The organism is Delftia sp. WSY_12 (assembly GCF_043104645.1).
GTDB classification, from domain to species: domain Bacteria; phylum Pseudomonadota; class Gammaproteobacteria; order Burkholderiales; family Burkholderiaceae_C; genus Comamonas; species Comamonas tsuruhatensis.
In genome coordinates this window covers 1-21,659 of the sequence record NZ_JBICKW010000056.1, presented here as the reverse complement: position 1 = coordinate 21,659, position 21,659 = coordinate 1, and the positions used below count along the sequence as shown (strand labels likewise).

The 21,659-nt window shown below is 69.3% G+C and carries 19 protein-coding genes; 9 read left to right on the top strand and 10 right to left on the bottom strand.

Annotation, left to right across the window (positions count from 1 at the left end; genetic code table 11):
* Positions 1–116: 116 nt before the first annotated feature.
* Positions 117–977, bottom strand: a complete 861-nt coding sequence (locus tag ACF8LI_RS24715; protein ID WP_392414452.1) for a creatininase family protein — start codon at positions 975–977, stop codon at positions 117–119.
* 29 nt (positions 978–1,006) lie between these two features.
* The gene (locus ACF8LI_RS24710) at positions 1,007–1,984 is read right to left on the bottom strand and encodes a Bug family tripartite tricarboxylate transporter substrate binding protein (protein WP_392414451.1); all 978 of its coding nucleotides are present in this window, start codon (positions 1,982–1,984) and stop codon (positions 1,007–1,009) included.
* A 215-nt stretch (positions 1,985–2,199) separates the two neighbouring features.
* Here ACF8LI_RS24710 and ACF8LI_RS24705 point away from each other — a divergent pair, with 215 nt between their 5' ends.
* The 4 genes from ACF8LI_RS24705 (at position 2,200) to ACF8LI_RS24690 (ending at position 7,199) form a co-directional block, all read left to right on the top strand.
* A complete protein-coding gene (locus tag ACF8LI_RS24705; protein ID WP_392414450.1) occupies positions 2,200–4,470 on the top strand; it encodes a protein-disulfide reductase DsbD family protein in 2,271 nt (756 codons plus the stop codon).
* A 193-nt stretch (positions 4,471–4,663) separates the two neighbouring features.
* Positions 4,664–5,197 (top strand): hypothetical protein, encoded by a 534-nt coding sequence (locus ACF8LI_RS24700; RefSeq protein ID WP_269198027.1) that lies wholly within the window; start codon positions 4,664–4,666, stop codon positions 5,195–5,197.
* A 234-nt stretch (positions 5,198–5,431) separates the two neighbouring features.
* On the top strand, positions 5,432–6,703 hold the full coding sequence (gene nhaA, locus ACF8LI_RS24695; RefSeq protein WP_392414449.1) for a Na+/H+ antiporter NhaA: 1,272 nt from the start codon (positions 5,432–5,434) through the stop codon (positions 6,701–6,703).
* Positions 6,704–6,731: 28 nt separating this feature from the next.
* Positions 6,732–7,199, top strand: a complete 468-nt coding sequence (locus ACF8LI_RS24690; protein WP_034397998.1) for a CoA-binding protein — start codon at positions 6,732–6,734, stop codon at positions 7,197–7,199.
* Positions 7,200–7,455: 256 nt separating this feature from the next.
* Here ACF8LI_RS24690 and ACF8LI_RS24685 read toward each other — a convergent pair whose 3' ends face one another.
* On the bottom strand, positions 7,456–8,289 hold the full coding sequence (locus ACF8LI_RS24685) for a GNAT family N-acetyltransferase (protein WP_065346541.1): 834 nt from the start codon (positions 8,287–8,289) through the stop codon (positions 7,456–7,458).
* A gap of 307 nt (positions 8,290–8,596) precedes the next feature.
* Between ACF8LI_RS24685 and ACF8LI_RS24680 the strand changes: the two genes are divergently transcribed.
* Complete coding sequence (locus tag ACF8LI_RS24680) at positions 8,597–10,429, top strand: methyl-accepting chemotaxis protein (protein WP_071953737.1); 1,833 nt, start codon at positions 8,597–8,599, stop codon at positions 10,427–10,429.
* A 19-nt stretch (positions 10,430–10,448) separates the two neighbouring features.
* On the opposite strand, the gene ACF8LI_RS24675 is transcribed toward ACF8LI_RS24680, so the two are convergent.
* Positions 10,449–11,267 (bottom strand): IclR family transcriptional regulator, encoded by an 819-nt coding sequence (locus ACF8LI_RS24675; RefSeq protein ID WP_185070681.1) that lies wholly within the window; start codon positions 11,265–11,267, stop codon positions 10,449–10,451.
* A gap of 149 nt (positions 11,268–11,416) precedes the next feature.
* Between ACF8LI_RS24675 and ACF8LI_RS24670 the strand changes: the two genes are divergently transcribed.
* The 4 genes from ACF8LI_RS24670 to ACF8LI_RS24655 all read left to right on the top strand — a co-directional run bounded on the left by ACF8LI_RS24670 (position 11,417) and on the right by ACF8LI_RS24655 (position 15,580).
* On the top strand, positions 11,417–12,382 hold the full coding sequence (locus ACF8LI_RS24670) for an MBL fold metallo-hydrolase (RefSeq protein WP_012202512.1): 966 nt from the start codon (positions 11,417–11,419) through the stop codon (positions 12,380–12,382).
* 132 nt (positions 12,383–12,514) lie between these two features.
* Positions 12,515–14,206 (top strand): FAD-dependent oxidoreductase, encoded by a 1,692-nt coding sequence (locus ACF8LI_RS24665; RefSeq protein ID WP_392414448.1) that lies wholly within the window; start codon positions 12,515–12,517, stop codon positions 14,204–14,206.
* Between the two features lie 31 nt (positions 14,207–14,237).
* Complete coding sequence (locus ACF8LI_RS24660; protein ID WP_013800326.1) at positions 14,238–14,504, top strand: DUF2783 domain-containing protein; 267 nt, start codon at positions 14,238–14,240, stop codon at positions 14,502–14,504.
* A 104-nt stretch (positions 14,505–14,608) separates the two neighbouring features.
* Entirely contained in the window at positions 14,609–15,580 is a 972-nt protein-coding gene (locus tag ACF8LI_RS24655) for a Bug family tripartite tricarboxylate transporter substrate binding protein (protein ID WP_392414447.1), read from the top strand.
* 69 nt (positions 15,581–15,649) lie between these two features.
* Here the strand turns inward: ACF8LI_RS24655 and ACF8LI_RS24650 are convergent, their stop codons facing one another.
* The 6 genes from ACF8LI_RS24650 to ACF8LI_RS24625 all read right to left on the bottom strand — a co-directional run.
* Complete coding sequence (locus ACF8LI_RS24650; protein ID WP_016449266.1) at positions 15,650–16,399, bottom strand: ABC transporter ATP-binding protein; 750 nt, start codon at positions 16,397–16,399, stop codon at positions 15,650–15,652.
* On the bottom strand, positions 16,396–18,288 hold the full coding sequence (locus tag ACF8LI_RS24645) for an ATP-binding cassette domain-containing protein (protein ID WP_017406074.1): 1,893 nt from the start codon (positions 18,286–18,288) through the stop codon (positions 16,396–16,398). The genes ACF8LI_RS24650 and ACF8LI_RS24645 overlap by 4 nt, the downstream gene beginning before the upstream one ends.
* Positions 18,285–19,313 (bottom strand): branched-chain amino acid ABC transporter permease, encoded by a 1,029-nt coding sequence (locus ACF8LI_RS24640; RefSeq protein WP_012202505.1) that lies wholly within the window; start codon positions 19,311–19,313, stop codon positions 18,285–18,287. Before ACF8LI_RS24640 ends, ACF8LI_RS24645 begins: the two co-directional genes overlap by 4 nt.
* Before the next feature lie 83 nt (positions 19,314–19,396).
* Complete coding sequence (locus tag ACF8LI_RS24635; protein ID WP_016454722.1) at positions 19,397–20,548, bottom strand: ABC transporter substrate-binding protein; 1,152 nt, start codon at positions 20,546–20,548, stop codon at positions 19,397–19,399.
* Positions 20,549–20,584: 36 nt separating this feature from the next.
* Positions 20,585–21,244, bottom strand: a complete 660-nt coding sequence (locus ACF8LI_RS24630; protein ID WP_047327014.1) for a TetR/AcrR family transcriptional regulator — start codon at positions 21,242–21,244, stop codon at positions 20,585–20,587.
* Between the two features lie 17 nt (positions 21,245–21,261).
* Positions 21,262–21,659 (bottom strand): phenylacetate--CoA ligase family protein (locus ACF8LI_RS24625; RefSeq protein ID WP_392414446.1); only part of this gene is annotated, 398 nt, incomplete at its 5' end.

Below are 21,659 nucleotides of genomic sequence, written 5' to 3'. Positions count from 1 at the left end.
GCATTTCTTTGCCTACTTTCTTGCTGCGCCGCAAGAAAGTAGGTCGGCCGCCGGGCCGAGACCCGGCCTCGAAAAACCACCTTCCGGCAGGGTCCAAAAACGAACCCGCAACAAACCTACAACGGCTCCGGCGCCCGCCCCACCGTATCTGGGGCCAGTGCATGCATCTCCGAGAGCAACTGCACCAGCCCTCTAGCCGACGCCTGCACCATGGCTGCACCACGCTCGGCCGCAGCCCCGGCTGCATTGCCAACGGCGCCGCAAACGTTGTAATCCTCGATGGCCCAGCCCATCTTGGCGCTTCGCCCATTGCCCAGCAAGGCATGCCGCTGCGCCCGATCCTGCGAAGTGGAATGAAAGTCCCGCGCATGCTCCATGCGCACGGTCTCCGGCGCCAGGTGCAGCATCATCGACGTCTCCACCTCGCCGCCATGGATGCCGAAGCGGTGCTCATGCGCGCTGAACTGCGCATTGGCCGCATCGTCCACCAGGCCGAACCAGCTGCTGCTGTAGACCAGCAGGCCGTGGCGCATGCGCAGCTCGCGCGCCACGATGTCCATCACGCTGACCTGGCCGCCATGGCCGTTGAGCAGCAGCAGCCGGCGCACGCCGGCCCGCGCCACGCAGGCGCCCAGTTCGGTCCACAGCGCGATCACCGTGGCGGGCGACAGCGTCAGCGTGCCGGCAAACGATTGGTGCTCCACGCTGAAGCCGATGTTCTGCGGAGGAAGAAAGAGCACGGGCAGGTCGGCCGGCAGCAGCGGCAGGACCGCATCGATCACGCCCTGCAGCAGGCGGGCATCGACGGACAGCGGCAGGTGCGGCCCATGCTGCTCCACGGCGGCCACGGGCAGCACCGCCACGGTTTCCGCGGCAAGCCCCGCCTGGGCCAGCGCGAAATCGCGCGCCGATACTTCGGCCCACCAGCGCGATGGCCAGGTACCGAGGGACGTGTGTGGAGGCGGGGAGCTTGACATGGCCATGATCTTAGCCCCCGCCCTGCGTCTCATTCGACCTTGAAGTTGGATTCCCTGACGATGCGCTTCCAGCGCTCGTTGTCGGATTCGATCAGCCGCGCGAACTCCTCGGGCGTGCCCCGGCGCGGCACATAGCTGTAGCTGCGCAGCTTGGCCAGCACGTCGGGCATCTGCATGACCTTGTCCATCTGCTGCGCGAGCTGGGCCACGATGTCGCGGGGCGTGCCCTTGGGCGCGAGCAGGCCCGACCAGGAGCTGAAGCCCATGCCGTCCACGCCGGCCTCCTTGATGGTGGGCACCTGGGGAAAGACTTCGGCGCGCTGGGGCAGCAGCACGGCCAGGGCCTTGACCCTGCCCGTGCGGATCATCTCCACCGAGGTGAAGGAGTCGAACGAGAAATCCACCTCGCCCGCCACCACGGCCTGCATCTGCGGCGCCGTGCCCTTGTACTGGGCGTTGACGATGCCCGGCGCGCCAATCACCTTCTTGAACTGCTCGGTGATCAGCGAAATCATGCTGCTGCCCGAGGACACGCTCAGCGGCTTGCCCTGTTTGGCCATGTCAACCAGCTCCTGCAGGCTGTTCACGGGCAGGTCCTTGCGCGCAATGAGGACGAAGCCCACGTCGCACAGATGGCTGATGGGCTCGAAGCTGGCCAGCGCCTCGTAGCTGGTCTTGTAGAGCACCGGGCTCAGGGTCTGCGCGCCCGCCGTGTTCATCAGCAGGGTGTAGCCGTCGGGCGTGGCGCGCGCGGCCAGTTCCGTGCCGATGACGCCGTTGGCACCGCCCTTGTTGTCCACCACGAAGGACTGGCCGGTCAGCTCCCCGAGCTTTTGCATGGCCAGCCGCGCCACCACGTCGGTGGTGCCACCGGCGGGAAAGGGCACGATCACGCGCACGGACTTGTCGGGATAGGCAGCGGCCGCGCGCGCGTGCTGCGGCAGCCCCCAGGCGGCGGCCGCTGCCGCGCCGGCGGCCAGGAATTGGCGGCGAGATGTCTCCTGCATGGCTTGTCTCCTTGTGTTGCTCTATCCCGGATGGGTGGCCGGCCCATGATGGGCAACGGACCTATCGCCTGTCCAATACCAAGCGCCTATGCAACGATATCTTTTGCCAATCGTCTTGCAACAACGCACAGAGGATTCCATGGCGCATGGCCGCTACCATCGCCGCCTGTAGCCAGGGGAACCAAAGATCCCGCCCCGGGCTCCCATAGTCCGCCATGCCACTCCAAACGCCTCCTCGCCACACCGCACTCCAGCGCCTCGCCTTCTGGCTTCTTGCCTTCCTTCTGGCCGCCTCCAGCCTGCTGGCCTTCCAGGCCGGCGCGCAGATCCGCCTGAAAACCGGCAGCGGGGCGGCAGCGACCGTGGACACGCCGCGCGTGCGCGCCGAACTCGTGGCCCAGGCGCCCGAAGGCGTACAGCCTGGCCAGACACTGTGGCTGGGCCTGCTGATCACCCACCAGCCCGAATGGCATACCTACTGGAAGAACGCCGGTGACTCCGGCCTGGCCACCGAGCTGAACTGGCAGCTGCCTGCGGGCCTGACGGCGGGCGAGATCCAGTGGCCCGTGCCCGAGGCGCTGCGCGTGGGCCCGCTGCTCAACTACGGCTATGAGGGCCAGGTGCTGCTGCCCGTGCCCGTGCAGGTGGCCGCCGACTTCAAGCCGCCCGCGTCCGGCATGCTGGACCTGCGCCTGCACGCGAACTGGCTGGTCTGCCGCGTGGAGTGCATTCCCGAGGAAGGCGATTTCCAGCTGCAGCTGCCCGTGCAGGGCAGCACGGCAGGCCAGGGTCAGGCCTTCACCCAGGCCTGGGCGCTCAAGCCCCAGGCACTGTCTGCGCCAGCCCAGGCCAAGGTGGTGCCGGCCAGCCAGCCAGCAGCAGAAGGCAGGACGCCCGACGAGCGCGTGCAGCTGCGCATCGAGGGCCTGCCGGAATCCCTGCAGGGCCGCACGCTGGACTTCTATCCCGAATCTTCCGACACCTTCCACCACGCGGCAGAACTGGGCAAGGACTGGCAGCAGCGCTGGGACGGCGCGGCCTGGGTGGCCGAGCTGCCCCTGTCCGACATGCGCGGCGACACTCCGGCCAAGCTGCCCGTGGTTCTGGCCCTGCCACCCGCCGAGCGCGCCGCAGCGCTGGAGCAGGGCCAGCCCGTGGCTTGGCGCGCCGAGGCCTCGGTCGAGGGCCGCTGGACGGCCGCCGCCATGGCCAGCGTTTCCCCCGCACTGGCCGCCGCCCTGGCGGCCAACCAGGCCGCTGCGCCTGCTGCCAGCGCCACCAGCCTGTGGATGGCCCTGCTCGGTGGTCTGGTGGGTGGACTGATCCTCAACCTCATGCCCTGCGTCTTCCCGGTGCTGGCCATCAAGATCCTGGGCTTTGCACGCCATGGACAGGACCGCCGCGCCCAGCGCCTGGGCGGGCTGGCCTATACGGCCGGCGTGGTGCTGTCCTTCCTGGCCCTGGGCGGGCTGCTGCTGGCGCTGCGCGCGGCAGGCGAGCAGCTGGGCTGGGGGTTTCAGCTGCAGTCGCCGGCCATCGTGGCCCTGCTGGCAGCCCTGTTCACGCTGCTGGGCCTGAACCTGGCAGGCCTGTTCGAGTTCGGCTCCATGCTGCCCGGGCGTTGGGCTGCGGCGCATGCGCGCCACCCGGTGGCCGATGCCTTTCTGTCCGGCGTGCTGGCCGTGGCCATTGCCTCGCCCTGCACGGCGCCGTTCATGGGCGCCTCGCTGGGCTTTGCCATCGACATGCCGGCCCTGCAGGCGCTGACGGTGTTCGCCGCCCTGGGCCTGGGCATGGCCCTGCCCTATCTGCTGGCCAGCTTCGTTCCCGCCGTAGTGCGCTGGCTGCCACGCCCTGGCGCCTGGATGGACACTTTCCGCCGTGCCATGGCCTTTCCCATGTTCGCCACCGTGGTCTGGCTGGTCTGGGTGCTGGGGCACCAGAGCGGCATCGACGCCGCCACTGCGCTGCTGGCCCTGCTGCTGGCCTTCAGCGCCCTGGTCTGGACGCTGACGCTCAAGGGCCGCACGCGCGCCGTGCTGGCCACGCTGGCCGTGGTGCTGGGGGGCGCGCTGCTGGCCACCACCGCACCGCTGATCGCCACACCTGCCCAGGCGGAGGGCACGGGCATGGCGTCCGCTGCACGCCAGCGCTGGCAGCCCTGGTCGGCCGCCCGCGTGGCCGAGCTGCAGGCGGCGGGCAAGCCCGTGTTCGTGGACTACACGGCCGCCTGGTGCGTGACCTGCCAGGTCAACAAGCGCACCACGCTCAACCATGAGGAGGTGCTGGCCGCCTTCGACAAGCACGGCGTGACCCTGCTGCGCGCCGACTGGACGCGGCGCGACCCGGCCATCACCGCCGCGCTGCAGCAGCTGGGCCGCAGCGGCGTGCCCGTCTATGTGCTGCATGCGCCGGGCAAGCCGCCGGTGGTGCTCAGCGAACTGCTGTCCAAGGGCGAGGTGCTGGGGGCGTTGGCCGCGCTTTGACGGCACGCCCTCCTGGGACAAACCCCGATTTTGGGTAGGTCCCAGGCCTACATTTGTTGCAGCGCACGCCGTCCTAGACTGGATGCATCCGGGGAATACCGCAATCCGAACGCTAGGCGCCGCGGCTGCCGCCCGACTCCGGAGACCCGCCCGCGCGGCAACTGCCCGCCCTGCACGACACAGGAGGTGGGCCATGCATGCACTGATCACCCATTCGCACCCTTCGGGGGTGCACCATCGTTCACGCGGCAAGGGATTGCTGCTGGCGCTGGGGCTTGCCAGCCTGGCCGTGGCGGGGATCGTCCTGCCCTTTGTCTGGGACCTGCTGGGCTTCGTCAACGGATTGCCCAAGATGGGATGGCTGCAGTCCATCCTGGCGGTCTCGCCGGTGTTCAGCTGGCTGATGATGTTCGCCTGGGGCCTGGCCGTTCCCGTGGCGCTGATCTATGCGCTGTACCACCCGCAGACCCATCCCTGGGGCAATGCCGCCATGGTGGCGGGCGCCATGTTCATCGCCGTCACCTGGTACGTGCACATGCCCGCAGCATCGCAATGCACGGCAATGTATCCGCAGACCAGCATGGCCTGCTCGGTGCTGCAATGGGGCTTCAGCATGAGCCTGGGCGTGGCAACGGCGGCCTATGTGTTCCTGGTCTTCATGATTGCGCTGTCCTCGCTGGGGCTGCTGGCCGAATGCGTTGCGCGCAATGAGCCGCCCAGGCCCTGAATCCGCAGGGTCTTGCGCAAGAGTCCCGGTGGCCGATTTTTTGCCGCCGGGCCGCCCCAAGGCAAAAAGCGGCCCCCTCGGGGGGCAGCGGACCTTGCGCAGTAAAGGGAGTGGGGGCTTCTTTTATAATGGCCGCTGGGTGTCCAGACCGCATGGGGCGGCAGGACAGGTGTTGATAGCGCAGGTCGGGCCGCCTGCGCACTGGGGCCGCAAGGCCCCTTTGCTGCTTTGCACATGAACACCTACACGACCCCGCGGCCGTCCGGCCCGCGCACGCCCCTTTTCCTGTCTTTTGCCGATCGCGTCGGCGCCTTCCTGTCCCGCTGGTCCCATGCCGAGGCCGCGAGCGGCATCGTGCTGCTGCTGGCAGCGGCCGCCGCCCTGCTCTGGGCGAACTCCGGCTGGGCCGGCTCCTATGAGGCGCTGTGGCACACGCCGCTGAGCCTGGGCCTGGGCCCGTGGCAGCTGTCGCAATCCCTGCATTTCTGGGTCAACGATGCGCTGATGAGCGTGTTCTTTCTCGTGGTCGGCATGGAGATACGCCGCGAGATGCATTCCGGCGCACTGGCCCAGCCGCGCCAGGCGCTGCTGCCCGTGATGGCCGCGCTGGGCGGCGTGGTGGCGCCGGCCCTGATCTTCCTGGCCTTCAACGCCGCGCCGCCGCTGCGCAACGGCTGGGCCGTGCCCACGGCCACCGACATCGCCTTTGCCATGGGCGTGCTGGCCCTGCTGGGCCGGGGCCTGCCGCCCGCGCTGCGCGTGTTCCTGCTGGCGCTGGCCATCATCGACGACCTGGTGGCCGTGCTCATCATTGCGCTGTTCTATTCGGGCGGGCTGCAGTGGGACCAACTGCTGGTGGCCGCCGCCGGCCTGGCCGGCGTGTTCCTGCTGCAGTCGCTGGGCGTGCGCCGCGCCTGGGCCTATGTGCTGCCGGGCGCCGTGCTCTGGTGGGGCATCTGGCAGACCGGCGCCCATCCCACGCTGGCCGGCGTGGTGCTGGGCCTGGTGACGCCCGTGCACGCACTGGCAGGCCGCGAAAGCGCAGCGCCCGTGGAGCGCGTGCAGGCGGACCTGCATCCCTGGGTGGCCTTTGGCGTGATGCCGCTGTTTGCGCTGGCCAATGCCGGCGTGCCGCTGCAGGGCGCGGGCACCGCTGGCATTGATGTGGCGGGCACGTCGGCCGTGATGTGGGGCGTGGCCCTGGCCCTGGTACTGGGCAAGCCGCTGGGCGTGCTGCTCAGCTGCTGGCTGGCCGTGCGCCTGCGGATGTGCGCGCTGCCGCCAGGCATGGGCTGGGGCGACACGCTGCTGGCAGGCCTGCTGGCAGGCATTGGCTTCACCATGGCCATCTTCATCGCCACGCTGGCCTTTGACAGCGAGGCCCTGCTCAATGCCGCCAAGCTGGGGGTGCTGATGGCGTCGGCCACGGCCGCCGTGCTGGGCCTGGCCTGGGGCTTGGTGCTGCGCCGCCGCCATGCTGCGGCCGCGACAGTGCAGCCGGCCTGATCCGCATGCGCTGCGTACACTGCGGCGCATGAGTGATACAGCCACAGACTCCCGCCTGCGCGACATCCTCGTGCAGTGCCGCACCCTGGCCGTGGTCGGCCTGTCGCCGCAGCCCGACCGGCCCAGCCACCAGGCGTCGCAGTACATGCAGCGCCACGGCTACCGCATCGTTCCCGTGAACCCCGTGGTCGCACGCGAAGGCGGACGCATCCTGGGCGAGCCCGTCCATGCCAGCCTGGCCGACGCTGCGGCCGCGCTGGCTGCCCAGGGCCTGCGCATCGACATGGTCGATTGCTTCCGAAAGAGCGAGGACATCCCGCCGCTGGCCGCCGAGGCCGTTGCCATCGGCGCGCGCTGCCTGTGGCTGCAATTGGGCGTGGTCAACGACAAAGCCCTGGAACTGGCCCGCGCTGCAGGTCTTTGGACCGTGCAGGACCGCTGCGTGAAGATCGAGCACCAGCGCCTTCTGGCCGATGCCCCAGCCGCTGCCCGGTAGCTCAGGAATTGCCCATGAAAAAGGCCGCAGCCCCTGAAAGGCTGCGGCCTGCAATTGGCGTGGACCAAGGCCCGGTCAGTCCGGTGCAGGTTACCTGCCTCCGTCCGGGTGTCTGCTTCAGCCCACATCCAGCATCATGCACGGTCTTTGTGACAGCCCTGTGATGCACATCACGGTCCGGCTCACTGCACAAGAAGCCGGATCCGCCCTCTCTTTCCGAAAATCCCCCGATTCCCCCCCAAGCGCCGGGACGGCCTCAGCCGCGCCGCGTGAACAGGCGCATGTAGCGCGAAGGCAGGTCCTGCATGCGCATCATGATGGGCAGGTCGGCCGTGTTGAAGTCGCTGTCCCAGGCCGGCGCGCCCAGCACCTTGGCGCCCGTGCGCAGATAGCCCTGGATCAGCGCGGGCGGCTCCACGCTCATGCCGCTGGTGCTGACCGATGCCAGCTCCTCGGGTAGGGCCACGCGGGGACGCACCTGCAGCTCGGGCTCGGCCAGATGGGTCTGGCGCAGTTGCTGCCAGACGCGCGCCGGGCCTTCTCCGTGGGCCAGGCCCGGGTACTGCATGGGAATGCTGGCGCAGCCGACCATGGCGTCCAGCTGGTTGCGCTGCATGAATTCGGCCAGGGCGCCCCACAGCGCCAGGATCACGCCGCCCTGGCGGTGCGATGCGTGCACGCAGCTGCGGCCCAGCTCCACCATGCGCGGGCGCCAAGCGTGCAGCGGGGCGAGGTCGAATTCCTGGTCGGAGTACAGGCCCCCGGCGCGCAGCGCCTGGGTGGGGGTGAGCAGGCGGTAGGTGCCGATGACCACGCCCCGGTCGGCGTCGCAGACCATGAGGTGCTCGCAGAAGTCGTCGAAGGCATCGATGTCGTGCCCGGCCAGCGGCGTCTGCAGCACGGCGCCCATCTCGGCGGCGAACACCGCGTGGCGCAGGCGCTGCACCTGTCGCACTTCGTCAAGGTGCCGGGCCCAGCGCACGTCCAGCCGCAGCGGTTTGTCTGCGGCCTGGGGTGGCTGGAGAAGCGCGGAAAGCGGGGGCTTGGCGACGTCGATCGCCGCGTTGCGAAGGGTGTCAAGAACGTCCATATGCCCGCCTTCCTCGTCATGTTGGACGCAGTCGGTGACCTGCCTGTGCCACTCGGTTTGCCTGCGTGCCGCCATTGTGGAAAGCCGCCATGAAAGTCCCGCGACGGTTGCGTTACAGCAACATGTCACACCGCACTGCAATGGTGCGCTGCAGCAAATGCCTCTATGACAGGTGTTGCGCGCAAGTTGGTGCACGCCATCCCAGGGTTGGCATGTCGTCAAGAATGAAACAAATTGTGCGTTAATGACAGGGCCGCATGCCCGGCCATCGCGGCTTGCGGAGTCCTCAGTCTTCCCTTGCCGCGCCATGCTCCAGACCCTTCGCTCCAAGATTCTTGCCATCAGCACAGCCACCGTGGTCGGCGCCCTTGCCATCACGGGGGCCGCCACGTACCACATCGTCCGCGGCAGCACGTTCCAGACCATCGAACAGGACCTGGACGCCATCACCGCAGGCAACACCATGGCCATCGACCAGTGGGTGGCCTCCAAGGCGCGCGCCGTCAGCGCCGCCGCCGCCGTGATCGAGCATGGCGACCCGCAGGGCTTTGCCGCCCACATGGGCCAGGCCAGCGGCTTCCCCATCACCACGGTGGGCTGGCAGGACAAGACCTTCAAGTCCACCACCAGCACCCCGCCCGACTACGACCCCACGGCCCGCCCCTGGTACAAGAGCGCCGTGCAGGCCGGCAAGCTGACACTGACCAAGCCCTATGGCGACTCCACCACGGGCGTGCCCTATGTGGCCTTCGTGGCGCCCATGCTGCGCGGCGGCGCGCTGCAGGGCGTGATCAGCGGCGCCGTGCCGCTGGAGGGCGTGCGCGAGGTGGTCTCGGCCATCCGTCCCACGCCCGGCAGCCTGGGCTTTGTGGTCAGCCGTGACGGCCAGGTGCTGGCGCATGCCGATGCCAAGCTGCTGCTCAAGCCCACCTCCGACCTGTCCGAGCTGCTGACGCCGGCTGCGCTGACCGCGCTGGCCAGCGCCACGGCGCCGCTGGAAGTGAACCTGGGCGGCAGCGCCAAGCTGCTCAAGGCCCGCCCGGTGCAGGGCACGGACTGGCTGCTGGTGGTGGCGCTGGACAAGGCCGAGGCCACGACCGGACTGCAAAGCGTGCTCAAGACGCTGGCCATTGCCATCGTGCTGCTGGCCTGCCTGGCCACGGCCGTGGCGGCGGCGCTGACGGCCCAGTCCTTCCGGCGCCTGTCGCAGGTGCGCGACGCCATGGACAAGATCGGCTCGGGCGGCGGCGACCTGACGCAGCGCCTGCCGGTGTCGGGCAATGACGAAGTGGCGCAGATCGCCTCGTCCTTCAACGGCTTCGTCGAGCAGATCGGCACCGTGCTCAAGGATGTGCGCAACGGCGTGGAGTCCATGAAGACCGCCACCGACGAGATCAAGCTGGGCAACCTGGACCTGTCCAACCGCACCGAGTCCTCGGCCAGCAGCCTGCAGGAGACCTCGGCCTCGCTGTCGCAGCTGACGGCCAATGTGCGCCAGTCGGCCGAGGCGGCCGCCATGGCCACGCGCCTGGCCCAGTCGGCCAGCAGCTCGGCCACCAAGGGCGGCGACGTGGTGGGCAGCGCCGTGAGCACCATGGACGACATCTCCAAGGCCTCGTCCAAGATCGGCGAGATCATCGGCGTCATCGATGCCATCGCCTTCCAGACCAACATCCTGGCGCTCAATGCCGCCGTCGAGGCGGCCCGCGCCGGTGAGCAGGGCCGGGGCTTTGCCGTGGTGGCGGCAGAAGTGCGCAGCCTGGCCCACCGCAGTGCGGCGGCCGCCAAGGAGATCAAGACCCTGATCGACGCCTCCGGCGCCAGCGTGGCCATGGGCACGGACCGCGTGCGCGCGGCCGGCCAGACCATGGGCGAGATCGTGGACGGCATCCAGCGCGTCTCCCAGATCATTGTCGAGATCAACGGCGCCATGACCGAGCAGAGCGTGGGCATCGGCCAGATCAACCAGGCCGTGGCCGACATGGACCGCGCCACGCAGCAGAACGCCGCGCTGGTGGAAGAGTCCACCGCCGCATCGTCCGTGCTCAACGAGCAGGCCCACCACCTGTCGCGCACGGTGGCCGGCTTCACGCTGGAAGGGCGTGCGCCTGCCCGGGATCAGTTGCTGCTCACCAACTGAGCCGCAGCAAGCGACGGGCTCAGGCCTGGGCCGGCGCTCCCAGGCGCTGGGACAGGCTGCGCGCCTGGGCCTGCAGCAGCAGGGCCGGCCGGCCTTGCAGGTCCAGGTCCAGCGTGGCCGAAGGGCCGATGGCGGCAATGGCCAGCACCAGCTGGCCAAAGCCGTCGAACACCGGCACGGCCAGCGCGCTCACGCCTGACAGCAGCTGGTTCTCGACCCGGCTCAGGCGGCTGGCGCGGATGGCGGCCAGCTCCTGAGCGAAGGCCGGCTCCTCCAGGCTGTGGCCTTCCGCGTCCAGCAGGGGCGCAATGCGCCCGGGCTCGCCAAAGGCCGCAAAGATCTTGCCCGTGGCCGTGTGGCGCAGCGATGCGGGCGTGCCGTGGCGCATGGCCACGTAGACATGGGTGGGCCCCTCTTCCACGCGGATGATGGTCGGCCCCTGGCCGCTCCACATGGCAATCGACACCGTGCTGCCCACCTCCTGCGCCAGCGCGGGCAGCTCGGCAATCGCCAGGCGCACGGGATCGGCCTGCTGCAGGCTGATCAGCCCCATCTGTATGGCCAGCGGCCCCAGGCCGTAGTGGCCGCTGGCGCGGTCCTGCTCCATCAGGCCCAGCTTGCAGAAGCTCACCAGGTAGGGGTGGGCCTTGGCCGCCGTCATGCCGGCCTCGCGCGCCAGATCCTTCAGCGCCATGCGCCGGCCGGTGCGCGCCAGCGCCTTGAGCAGCTGGCCGCCGACCTCCACGCTCTGGATGCCGCGCGGGCCGCGCGCGGGCTCGTCATCGGCGCTGTCGGAGGGGAAGACGGGGTCGTTCGGGGAGGAGGCGGCATCGGACATGGCAGGCATTGTGAAGGCTGGAACCCGGAGTTTGCGGCTCCGAGGGTTTTTCACTATGTCAAATGAATTGTTCAATGTTGAATTTTTCCCTAGCATTCAGGCATTCGATAAAAACAAATGCATTTGTCCATCTCAAAAGCAGGATGCCCATGACCACCAAGACCTTTGCCTCAGCCGCCGACCTCGAAATCAAGCAGGTCAGCTTCGACAAGCTCTCCGAGCACGCCTACGCCTACACGGCCGAAGGCGACCCCAACACCGGCATCATCATTGGCGACGACGCCGTGATGGTGATCGACACCCAGGCCACGCCCGTCATGGCCCAGGACGTGATCCGCCGCATCCGCGAGGTCACCGACAAGCCCATCAAGTACGTGACGCTGTCGCACTACCACGCGGTGCGCGTGCTGGGCGCCTCGGCCTTCTTCGCGGAAGGCGCCGAGCACATCATTGCCAGCCAGGACACCTACGACCTGATCGTGGAACGCGGCGAGCAGGACAAGGCCAGCGAGATCGGCCGCTTCCCGCGCCTGTTCCAGAACGTGGAAAGCGTGCCCGAGGGCATGACCTGGCCCACCCTCACCTTCACCGGCAAGATGACGCTGTGGCTGGGCAAGCTCGAGGTGCAGATCCTGCAACTGGGCCGCGGCCACACCAAGGGCGACACCGTGGTCTGGCTGCCCCAGGACAAGGTGCTGTTCAGCGGCGACCTGGTGGAGTTCGGCGCCACGCCCTATGCGGGCGATGCCTACTTCCAGGACTGGCCGCACACGCTGGACGCCATCGCCGCCCTGCAGCCCGAAAAGCTCGTGCCCGGCCGGGGCGCCGCGCTGCAGACGCCGGCCGAGGTGCAGGCCGGCCTGGCCGGCACGCGCGACTTCATCAGCGACCTGTGGACCGAGGTCAAGGCCGGCGCCGACGCCCAGCAGGACCTGCGCAAGGTCTACGAGGCCGCCTTCGCCAAGCTGCAGCCCAAGTACGGCCAGTGGGTGATCTTCAACCACTGCATGCCCTTCGATGTGACCCGCGCCTATGACGAGGCATCGGGCCACGCCGACCCGCGCATCTGGACCGCCGAACGCGACCGCCAGATGTGGCTGGCGCTCGAAGGCTGATGCACGGCGGCGTCCGGGCCTGAACACCGGCACGCCCGCCCATCGCACCCGTCCGTGAACCGGCGCCCTGGCGCGCCGGCGGGGATGGCTGCGCCCTTTTTTCCACACTGCCCACGCCAGAGGACGAACACCATGTCCCACCCCGCCATCTCCCTGCAAGCGCTGCGCGGCAGCGGCGCAGACATACAGTCCATCCACATTCCCTACGAGCGCCATGCCGACCAGGACGCCGGTGCGGACACGCCCGCCCGGCATCCCGTGGTCATCGTCGGCGCCGGCCCCGTAGGCCTGTCGCTGGCCATCGACCTGGCCCAGCGCGGCCAGCGCGTGGTGCTGCTGGACAACGACTGCCGGCTGTCCACGGGCTCGCGCGCCATCTGCTTTTCCAAGCGCACTCTGGAGATCTGGGACCGCCTGGGCGTGGGCCAGCCCATGGTGGACAAGGGCGTGTCCTGGAACCTGGGCAAGGTCTTCTTCAAGGACCAGCCGCTGTACCGCTTCGACCTGCTGCCCGAGGACGGCCACGAGCGCCCGGCCTTCATCAACCTGCAGCAGTACTACGCCGAGGCCTACCTGGTCGAGCGCGCACTGCAGCTGCCGCTGATCGACCTGCGCTGGCACAGCAAGGTCACGGCACTGGAGCCGCAGGCCGAGGGTGCGCTGCTGACCGTGGAGACACCTGACGGCAGCTACCGCATCGATGCGCAATGGGTCCTGGCCTGCGACGGCTCGCGCTCGCCGCTGCGCGGCCTGCTGGGCCAGGAAAGCCATGGCCGCATCTTCCGCGACCGCTTCCTGATCGCCGACGTGAAGATGCACGCCGAATTCCCCACCGAGCGCTGGTTCTGGTTCGACCCGCCCTTCCACCCGGGCCAGAGCGTGCTGCTGCACCGCCAGCCCGACGATGTCTGGCGCATCGACTTCCAGCTGGGCTGGGACGCCGATCCCGAGGAAGAGAAAAAGCCCGAGAACATCATTCCCCGCATCCGCGCCCTGCTGGGCAAGGACGCGCCCTTCGAGCTGGAATGGGCCAGCGTCTACACCTTCGCCTGCCTGCGCATGGACCGATTCGTCCATGGCCGCGTGGTCTTCGCGGGCGACAGCGCCCACGGCGTCTCGCCGTTTGGCGCACGCGGCGCCAACAGCGGCGTGCAGGATGCCGAGAACCTGGCCTGGAAGCTGGACCGCGTGCTGCGCGGCCAGGCCGATGCCTCGCTGATCGCCACCTATGGCGCCGAGCGCGAATACGCGGCCGACGAGAACATCCGCAACTCCACGCGCGCCACCGACTTCATCACGCCCAAGAGCGAGATCAGCCGCCTGTTCCGCGACGCCGTGCTGGACCTGGCGCGCGACCATGAATTCGCGCGCCGCATCGTCAACAGCGGGCGGCTGTCCGTGCCGGCCACGCTGCATGGCTCGGCGCTCAACACGCCCGACACCGACACCTTCGACGGCACCCAATTGCCCGGCGCCGTGCTGGCCGATGCGCCCATGCGCCGGCCCGGCGTGGACGGCACGGCCTGGCTGCTGCGCGCACTGGGACCGGACTTCACGCTGCTGCACTTCGGCCCCACGCCGGCCTGGGCGCAGGCGCTGCCCGGCGTGCTCAACCTGTCCATCGCGGCCGAGGGCGAGGCCCATGCACCTGACGCCGACCTCATCGATGCGCGCGGCCTGGCGGCCAGACGCCTTGATGCACGCCCCGGCACCAGCTACCTGCTGCGGCCCGACCAGCATGTCTGCGCGCGCTGGCGCCGCCCCGACGAGGCCGGCGTGCGCGCCGCGCTGCAAAGAGCCTGCGGCGCCGCCGCCACTGCCTGAACCTCTTACGCCCCATCCACAGGAGACCGCCATGCTGCTGTCCACCCACCCCAACCTGCAGGCCTGCGACGATTTCTACGAAGCCCTGATCGCCACCCACCAGGGGCTCGACACCGCGCAAAGCCATGCCCTCAATGCCCGCCTCGTGCTGCTGCTGGCCAACCACATCGGCCACCAGGGCACCTTGCTGCATGCGCTCGAACTGGCCCGCGCCAGCGCAGGACTTGCCCCTGCCGGCGCGGACCCGGCCGAGCGCGGCGCCGTGACACCGGTCGCCCCGGTGCACGCGGCCGCCTGAAGCCGCGCGCCGCCGCCCGCGCGGCGGCCTGCCATCCCCACAAAGGCGCCCGCCTCACACCTTGGACATCTCACAAGGGCGCCGCATACAACATGGAGACAAGGATGCAACGCAAGCAGTTTCTGGCCGCACTGGCCTGCTCGGGCCTGGCCCTGGCCGCAGGGCCTGCCGCCCTGGCACAGGACAAGCCCCTGGAATGGGTCGTGGGCTATGCGGCCGGCGGCGGCTCGGACGTGGTCGCCCGCGTCATCGCCGAGGCCATGGGCCGCAACATGGAGCGGGTCATCGTCATCAACAACAAGCCCGGCGCAGGCACCAACATCGCGGCCGAGTACAGCGCCCGCTCGCGCGACCACGGCAACCTCATGTTCACGGCCGACTTCGCCACGCTGGCGGCCAACCCCTTCCTGTTCAGCAAGCTCAACTACAACGCCGAGCGCGACTTCAAGCCCGTGGGCATGCTGGTGCGCTTTCCCATGCTGCTGGTGGTCAACAACGAGGTGCCCGCCACCAACCTCGCCGAATTCCTGGCCTGGGCCAAACAGCAAAAGACCGGCGTGAGCTGGGGCTCGGCCGGACTGGGCAGCCCCCACCACCTGGTGGGCGAGCTGTTCCGGGAGCAGGCGGGCCTCACCAACATGACCCATGTGCCCTACCGCGGAGCGGCCCCTGCCGTGCAGGACGTGGTCGGCGGCCAGATTCCCGCCATGTGGGCCGACAGCGCCACCATCATTCCCTTCCTGAGCGAGAAAAAGCTCAAGGCCATCGGCGTGGCCAGCACTGCGCGCGTGGACGTGCTGCCCCAGGTCGCCACGCTGCAGGAGCAGGGTCTGAAAGGTTTCGAGGGCTATGCCTGGCAGGGCATCGTCGTGCCCACGGGCAGCTCGGCCGAGGTGGTCAAGAAGTTCAGCCAGTCGCTGCAGCAGGCCCTGGCCGACACCCGCACCAAGGCACGCCTGGCCGCCATGGGCGTGGAGCCCATGCCCGGCAGCGCCGAGCAGATGGGCCAGTTCGTGCGCGCCGAGCGCGGCAAGTGGGGCCGGGTGATCGCGGCCAACAACATCAAGCTGGACTGAGCGCCACGCTGCAGACGCAAAAAGGCTGCCGGTCCGGCAGCCTTTTTCGTTGTGGCTGGGGGTTGCGTCTCAGGCCACCGCCGCCGCCTCCGCACTGCGCCCCATCCCCAGATAGGTATCGATGATGCGCCGGTCATGCAGCAGCTCCCTGGCCGCGCCGCTGAGCGCCACGGCGCCCATCTCCAGCACGTAGGCACGGTCGGCCACCTTGAGGGCGGCGCGCGCGTTCTGCTCGACCAGCAGCACCGAGACGCCGTGGTCGCGCAGGCCGGCCACGACCTGCAGCACCTCGCGCACGATCAGCGGCGCCAGGCCCAGCGAGGGCTCGTCCAGCAGCAGCAGGCGCGGGCGTGCCATCAGCGCGCGGCCGATGGCCAGCATCTGGCGCTCGCCGCCCGACAGGGTGGAGGCCATCTGCGGGCGCCGCTCCCTCAGGCGCGGAAAGATGGCGAAGACCTCGTCCATGCGCTGCGCCTGGTCGCGCAGGCCCCGGCGCCAGCGCGAGAAGCCGCCCAGCAGCAGGTTGTCCTCCACCGACATCTCGCCGAACAGCTCGCGCTTTTCGGGCACCAGGGCCACGCCGTTGGCCACCATGACCTCGACGCCGGGGCGTGCGATGCGCTTGCCGTCCAGATGGATCTCGCCGCGCGAGGGCAGCAGGCCCATGGCGGCCGACAGCAGCGTGGTCTTGCCCGCGCCGTTGGGGCCGATGACGGTGACGATCTCGCCGCTGCGCACATCCAGATCCACCTGGTGCACGGCCTCCACGGGACCGTAGGACACGCTCAGGCCCTTGAGCTGCAAAAGGGTGTCGCTCATGCCGTCTCTCCGGTTGCCTCGTCGTCGTCGCCGCCGCCCAGGTAGGCGTCCAGCACGCGCTGGTTGACCTGGATCTGGGCCGGCGTGCCTTCGGCGATCACGGTGCCGAACTCCAGCACCGTGATGCGGTCCGCAAGATTCATGACGAACTCCATGTCGTGCTCCACGACGAGAATGCCCAGCCCCTCGGCGCGCAGCTGGCGCAGCAGGTCGGCCAGGGCCTGTTTTTCCAGGTGGCGCAGGCCGGCGGCCGGCTCGTCCAGCAGCAGGGCCGCAGGCTGTCCGGCCAGGGCGCGTGCGATCTCCACGATGCGCTGCTGGCCCAGGGCCAGCGAGGCGGCCGGCACATCGGCGAAGGCGCCCAGGCCGCAGCGCTCGATCTGGCGGCGCGCCTCGGCCAGCACCGAGGCCTCCTCGGCCCGGTCCAGGCGCAGCATGGAGGCCAGCCAACCCCGGTGCGCACGCCGGTGCGCGCCCACGGCCACGTTCTCCAGCACGCTGCGCTGGCCCAGCAGGCGCACATGCTGGAAGGTGCGGCCCAGGCCCAGGGCGGCAAAGCGGCGCGAGGGCGCATCGTTCATGGCCTGGTCCATGAAGCGCACCTGGCCCTCGGTGGGCGAGTCCACGCCCGAGATCATGTTGAAGAAAGTGCTCTTGCCCGCGCCGTTGGGGCCGATCAGCGCATGCACCTCGCCGGCCCTGAGCGTCATGGCCACATCGTTGTTGGCCACCAGGCCGCCAAAGCGCTTGGTCACATGCTCGGCCGCCAGCAGCACCTGGCCCGCCGCGGGCAGCGCGCGCTGCGCCAGCGGCGCAGCGTCCGCCAGCTTGAGATCAGACACGGGCCGGCGCACCCAGCGCGCCGTGAGCGCCTGCAGCGTGGGCCACAGGCCTTCTGCAAAGCGCTGCAGCACCAGCACCATCAGCAGGCCGAAGACGATGACCTCGAAGTTGCCGCTGGTGCCCAGCAGGGCCGGCAATATGTCCTGCAGCTTTTGCTTGATCAGCGTGATCAGCGTGGCGCCCAGCACCGCGCCCCACAGGTGGCCGGCGCCGCCGACCACGGCCATGAACAGGTACTCGATGCCCACGTTGAGGTTGAAGGGCGCCGGGCTCACGAAGCGCTGCATGTGGGCGTAGAGCCAGCCCGAGAGCGTGGCCAGCAGGGCCGCCAACACGAAGAGCTTGACGCGGTAGTGCGCCGTGTCGATGCCCATGGACTCGGCCATGACGCGGCCGCCGCGCAGCGCGCGGATGGCCCGGCCCTCGCGCGAGTCCAGCAGGTTGTGCAGCAGCCAAAGCGCCACCAGCAGCACGGCCCAGATCACCACGCCCATGGCGCGCGGCGAGGCCAGCGAGACGCCACCGATCACCAGCGGCGCAATGCCCGTGATGCCGGTCTGCCCGCCTAGGAATTCCATGTTGCCGAACAGGTAGTACAGGCTCAGCCCCCAGGCGATGGTGCACAGCGGCAGGTAGTGGCCCTGCAGCTTGACCGTGACCGCGCCCAGCAGCCAGGCCACGACGAAGGTGATGAGCAGGCCCAGCGCCAGGCCCACCCAGGGCAGGCCCGCCGCGCCCACCAGCCCGCCCAGCGCCGCCACCGAGGCCGGCGCCGTGCAGACCCAGGCCGTGGCATAGGCGCCGATGCCCACGAAGGCCGCCTGGCCGAACGAGGTCATGCCGCCCACGCCGGTCAGCATCACCAGGCCTGCGGCCACCATGGCGAACAGGCCGATGTAGCTGAGGATGACGACGGTGAAATCGGGCAGGAAGCCCCAGGACGCGGCCAGCAGCGCAATGGCGGCCACCGTGAGCACGCGCGTGCTGATGCCGCCCGAGGCGGCCTTGGCAGGCGCCGCGGCCTGCGAGGAAACGGGGGCGCTCATTCTTCTTCCTCCACATGGTGGCTATTGCGCGATCGCCACCACAGCACCGGGATGATCAGCGTGAACACCAGCACCTCCTTGTAGGCACTGGCCCAGAACGACGAGAAGGCCTCCAGCAGCCCGACCAGCAGCGCGCCGGCCAGGGCCAGCGGGTAGCTGGCCAGCCCGCCCACGATGGCGGCCACGAAGCCCTTGAGGCCGATCAGAAAGCCGGTGTCGTAGTACACCGTGGTCAGCGGCGCGATCAGCAGGCCGGAGATGGCGCCGATCAGCGCGGCCAGCGCAAAGCTCACGTCGCCGGCCATGGCCGTGGGAATGCCCATGAGGCGTGCGCCCACGCGGTTGATGGCCGTGGCGCGCAGCGCCTTGCCGATCATGGAGCGCTCGAAGAACACGAACAGCAGGGCCACCAGCACCAGGGTCACGCCCACCACCACCAGGGACTGGCCCGAGATCGTGATGTCGCCCAGGCGCAGCTGCGCCTCGGAAAACGCGGGGGTGCGCGAGCCTTCGGCACCGAAGAACAGCAGCCCCAGGCCGACCAGCACGCCGTGCATGGCCACCGAGACGATGAGCAGCATCAGCACCGAGGCATGGGCCAGCGGCCGGTAGGCCAGGCGGTACAGCAGCGGCCCCATGGGCGTGATCAGCACCAGGGTGGCCAGCGCCTGCAGCATCAGCGAGGACGGGCGCAGCCCCCAGGCCAGGGCCACGGCAATGGCCGGCAGCGCCAGGCACCACAGGAAGGTGGCGGGCCAGCTCACCTGGCTGCCCGCGCGCCAGCGCAGCAGGTCCACCACCAGCACGGCGGCGGCCAGGGCCAGCAGCAGCCACAGCGTGGTGGGCACGCGTCCGGCCTGCATCATGGCCAGGGTGAGCGCGCCGAAGGCGACGAACTCCCCCTGCGGGATGAAGATGATGCGGGTGACCGAGAACACCAGCACCAGGGCCAGCGCCATCAGGCCGTAGACGGCGCCGTTGACGATGCCGTCCTGCCCCAGCAGCAGGGCGATTTGCAGATCCATGATCGACTTTCGAGCAGACGCGGCCAAGCGCCACAGCGGCCGCCGCCAGGCGCGGCAGCCGCTGCGGCCTCAGGCCTGCAGGTTCAGGGCTGGTACTTCCAGGTACCGTTCTCGATCTTGACCATGACGGCCGCGCGCTGGTCCAGGCCCAGGTGGTCGGTGGGCGTCATGTTGAAGATGCCGTGGGCGCCGGCCACGTCCTTGGTCTGCTCCAGCGCATCGCGCAGCGCGGCGCGGAACTCGGCCGTGCCGGGCTGGGCCTTCTTGAGCGCGGCGGGAATCGCCGCTTCGAGCACGCGGCCCGCATCCCAGGAATGCGCGCCAAAGGTCGAAGCCGTGCCCTTGCCGTTGGCGGCCTCGTAGGCCTCCACATAGGAGACGGCGGACTTCTTGACCGGGTTGCTGTCGGGCAGCTGGTGGGCCACCAGCACGGGGCCGGCGGGCAGCAGCGTGCCTTCCACATCCTTGCCGCCCACGCGCAGGAAGTCGGCATTGGCCACGCCGTGGGTCTGGTAGATCTTGCCCTGGTAGCCGCGCTCCTTGAGCGACTTCTGCGGCAGTGCGGCCGGCGTGCCCGAGCCGGCGATCAGCACCGCATCGGGCTTGGCCGCCATGAGCTTGAGCGTCTGGCCCGTGACCGAGGTGTCGCTGCGCGAATAGGCCTCGGTGGCGGTGAGCTTGAGGCCCTTGGCCTCGGCCACCTTGCGGAATTCCTGCAGCCAGCTTTCTCCATAGGCGTCGTTGAAGCCGATGTAGCCCACGGTCTTGATGCCGGCCTTGGCCATGTGCTCGCCGATGGCGGCGGCCATCATGGCGTCGTGCTGGGGCGTCTTGAAGACCCAGAACTTCTTGGCATCCACGGGCTCGACGATCTTGGCCGAGGCGGCCAGCGTGATCATGGGCGTCTTGGCCTCGGAGACCACGTCCACCATGGCCAGGGAGTTGGGCGTGATGCTGGAGCCCAGGATCACGTCGACCTTGCTCTCGCTGATCAGCTTGCGCGTGTTGGCCACGGCCGCCGTGGTGTCGGAGGCGTCGTCCAGGATGATGTAGTTGACCTTCTGGCCCGCCACCGTGCGCGGCATCAGCGCCACCGTGTTCTTTTCGGGAATGCCCAGCGACGCGGCCGGCCCGGTGGCCGAGACCACCACGCCCACGTTGATGTCGGCCAGGGCCGAGCCCCACACCGTGGCCAGGGTTGCGGCCAGCAGGCCCAGTTTTGTCATGCGCTTCATGTCTGTCTCCTTTGTGTTGGATGGGGCGCGGTGCCGTCAGGCGCCACAATTTACCGTGGTAACTATTTTTTTGCCAGCGGTTTGATGCACGGGTTTGCCTGGGGTCTGCACGGCAGGCAAGCCTCCCAGGAACAGGTCGGCCACCACGGGGGCCATGGCCTCGTGGTCCAGCGTTCCGTCGGGCCGCAGCCAGGTGAACATCCAGTTCATCATCCCGAACAGCAGCATGGCCAGCGCCTTGGACAGGCCCGCGCCGTCGGCGTCCGGCCGCAGCTGGGCCACCGCCTGGGCAAAGGCCTCGACCACGGCGCGCTCCTTGCCCACCACGCGCTGGCGGTCCTCGTTCTGCAGGAAGCGCACGTCCTCGGTCAGCACGCGGTGGGCATGGCGGGCATGGGCGTACTCCTGCACGAAGCGCTCGATCAGCATGCGCAGCCGTGGCTCGGGCGGCAGGCCCATGGCCTGCACCTCGTCCACCAGGGCCTGCAGCCGCGTCATGTGGCCATCGGTGATGTCCACCAGCAGCGCGTACTTGTCGCGGAAGTAGTGGTAGATGGTGGGCTTGGACAGGCCGCAGGCCTGGGCCACCTCGTTCATCGAAGTGCCGGGGTAGCCGCTGCGCGCGAACAGCGCGGCGGCATGGCCCAGGATCAGTTCGCGCTGGTCGTCGTATCCGGAAGATCGGCCTCGGGCCATGGGACTCCTGTGCGCACTCAGCGGCTGCGGTGGTCGATCACGCGGCGGGCCTTGCCCACCAGGGTGCGCTCTATGGAATCGGGCCGCAGCACCTCGACCTCGGCGCTCACGCCGACCAGGGTCTTGATGCGCTGCTGCACCCACAGGGCCAGCGCCTCGGTGTCGCCCTGCGTGCCCGGCTGCATCTCGCAGCGCACGGCCAGCCGGTCCAGATTGCCCTCGCGCGTGACCACCAGCTGGTACTGGCCCGACAGCTGGGCGTTCTGCAGCACGATCTCCTCGATCTGCGTGGGAAACAGGTTCACGCCGCGGATGATGAGCATGTCGTCGCTGCGCCCCACGATCTTGCCCATGCGCCGGAAGCTGCGCGAAGTCGGCGCCAGCAGCCGCGTCAGGTCCCGCGTGCGGTAGCGCA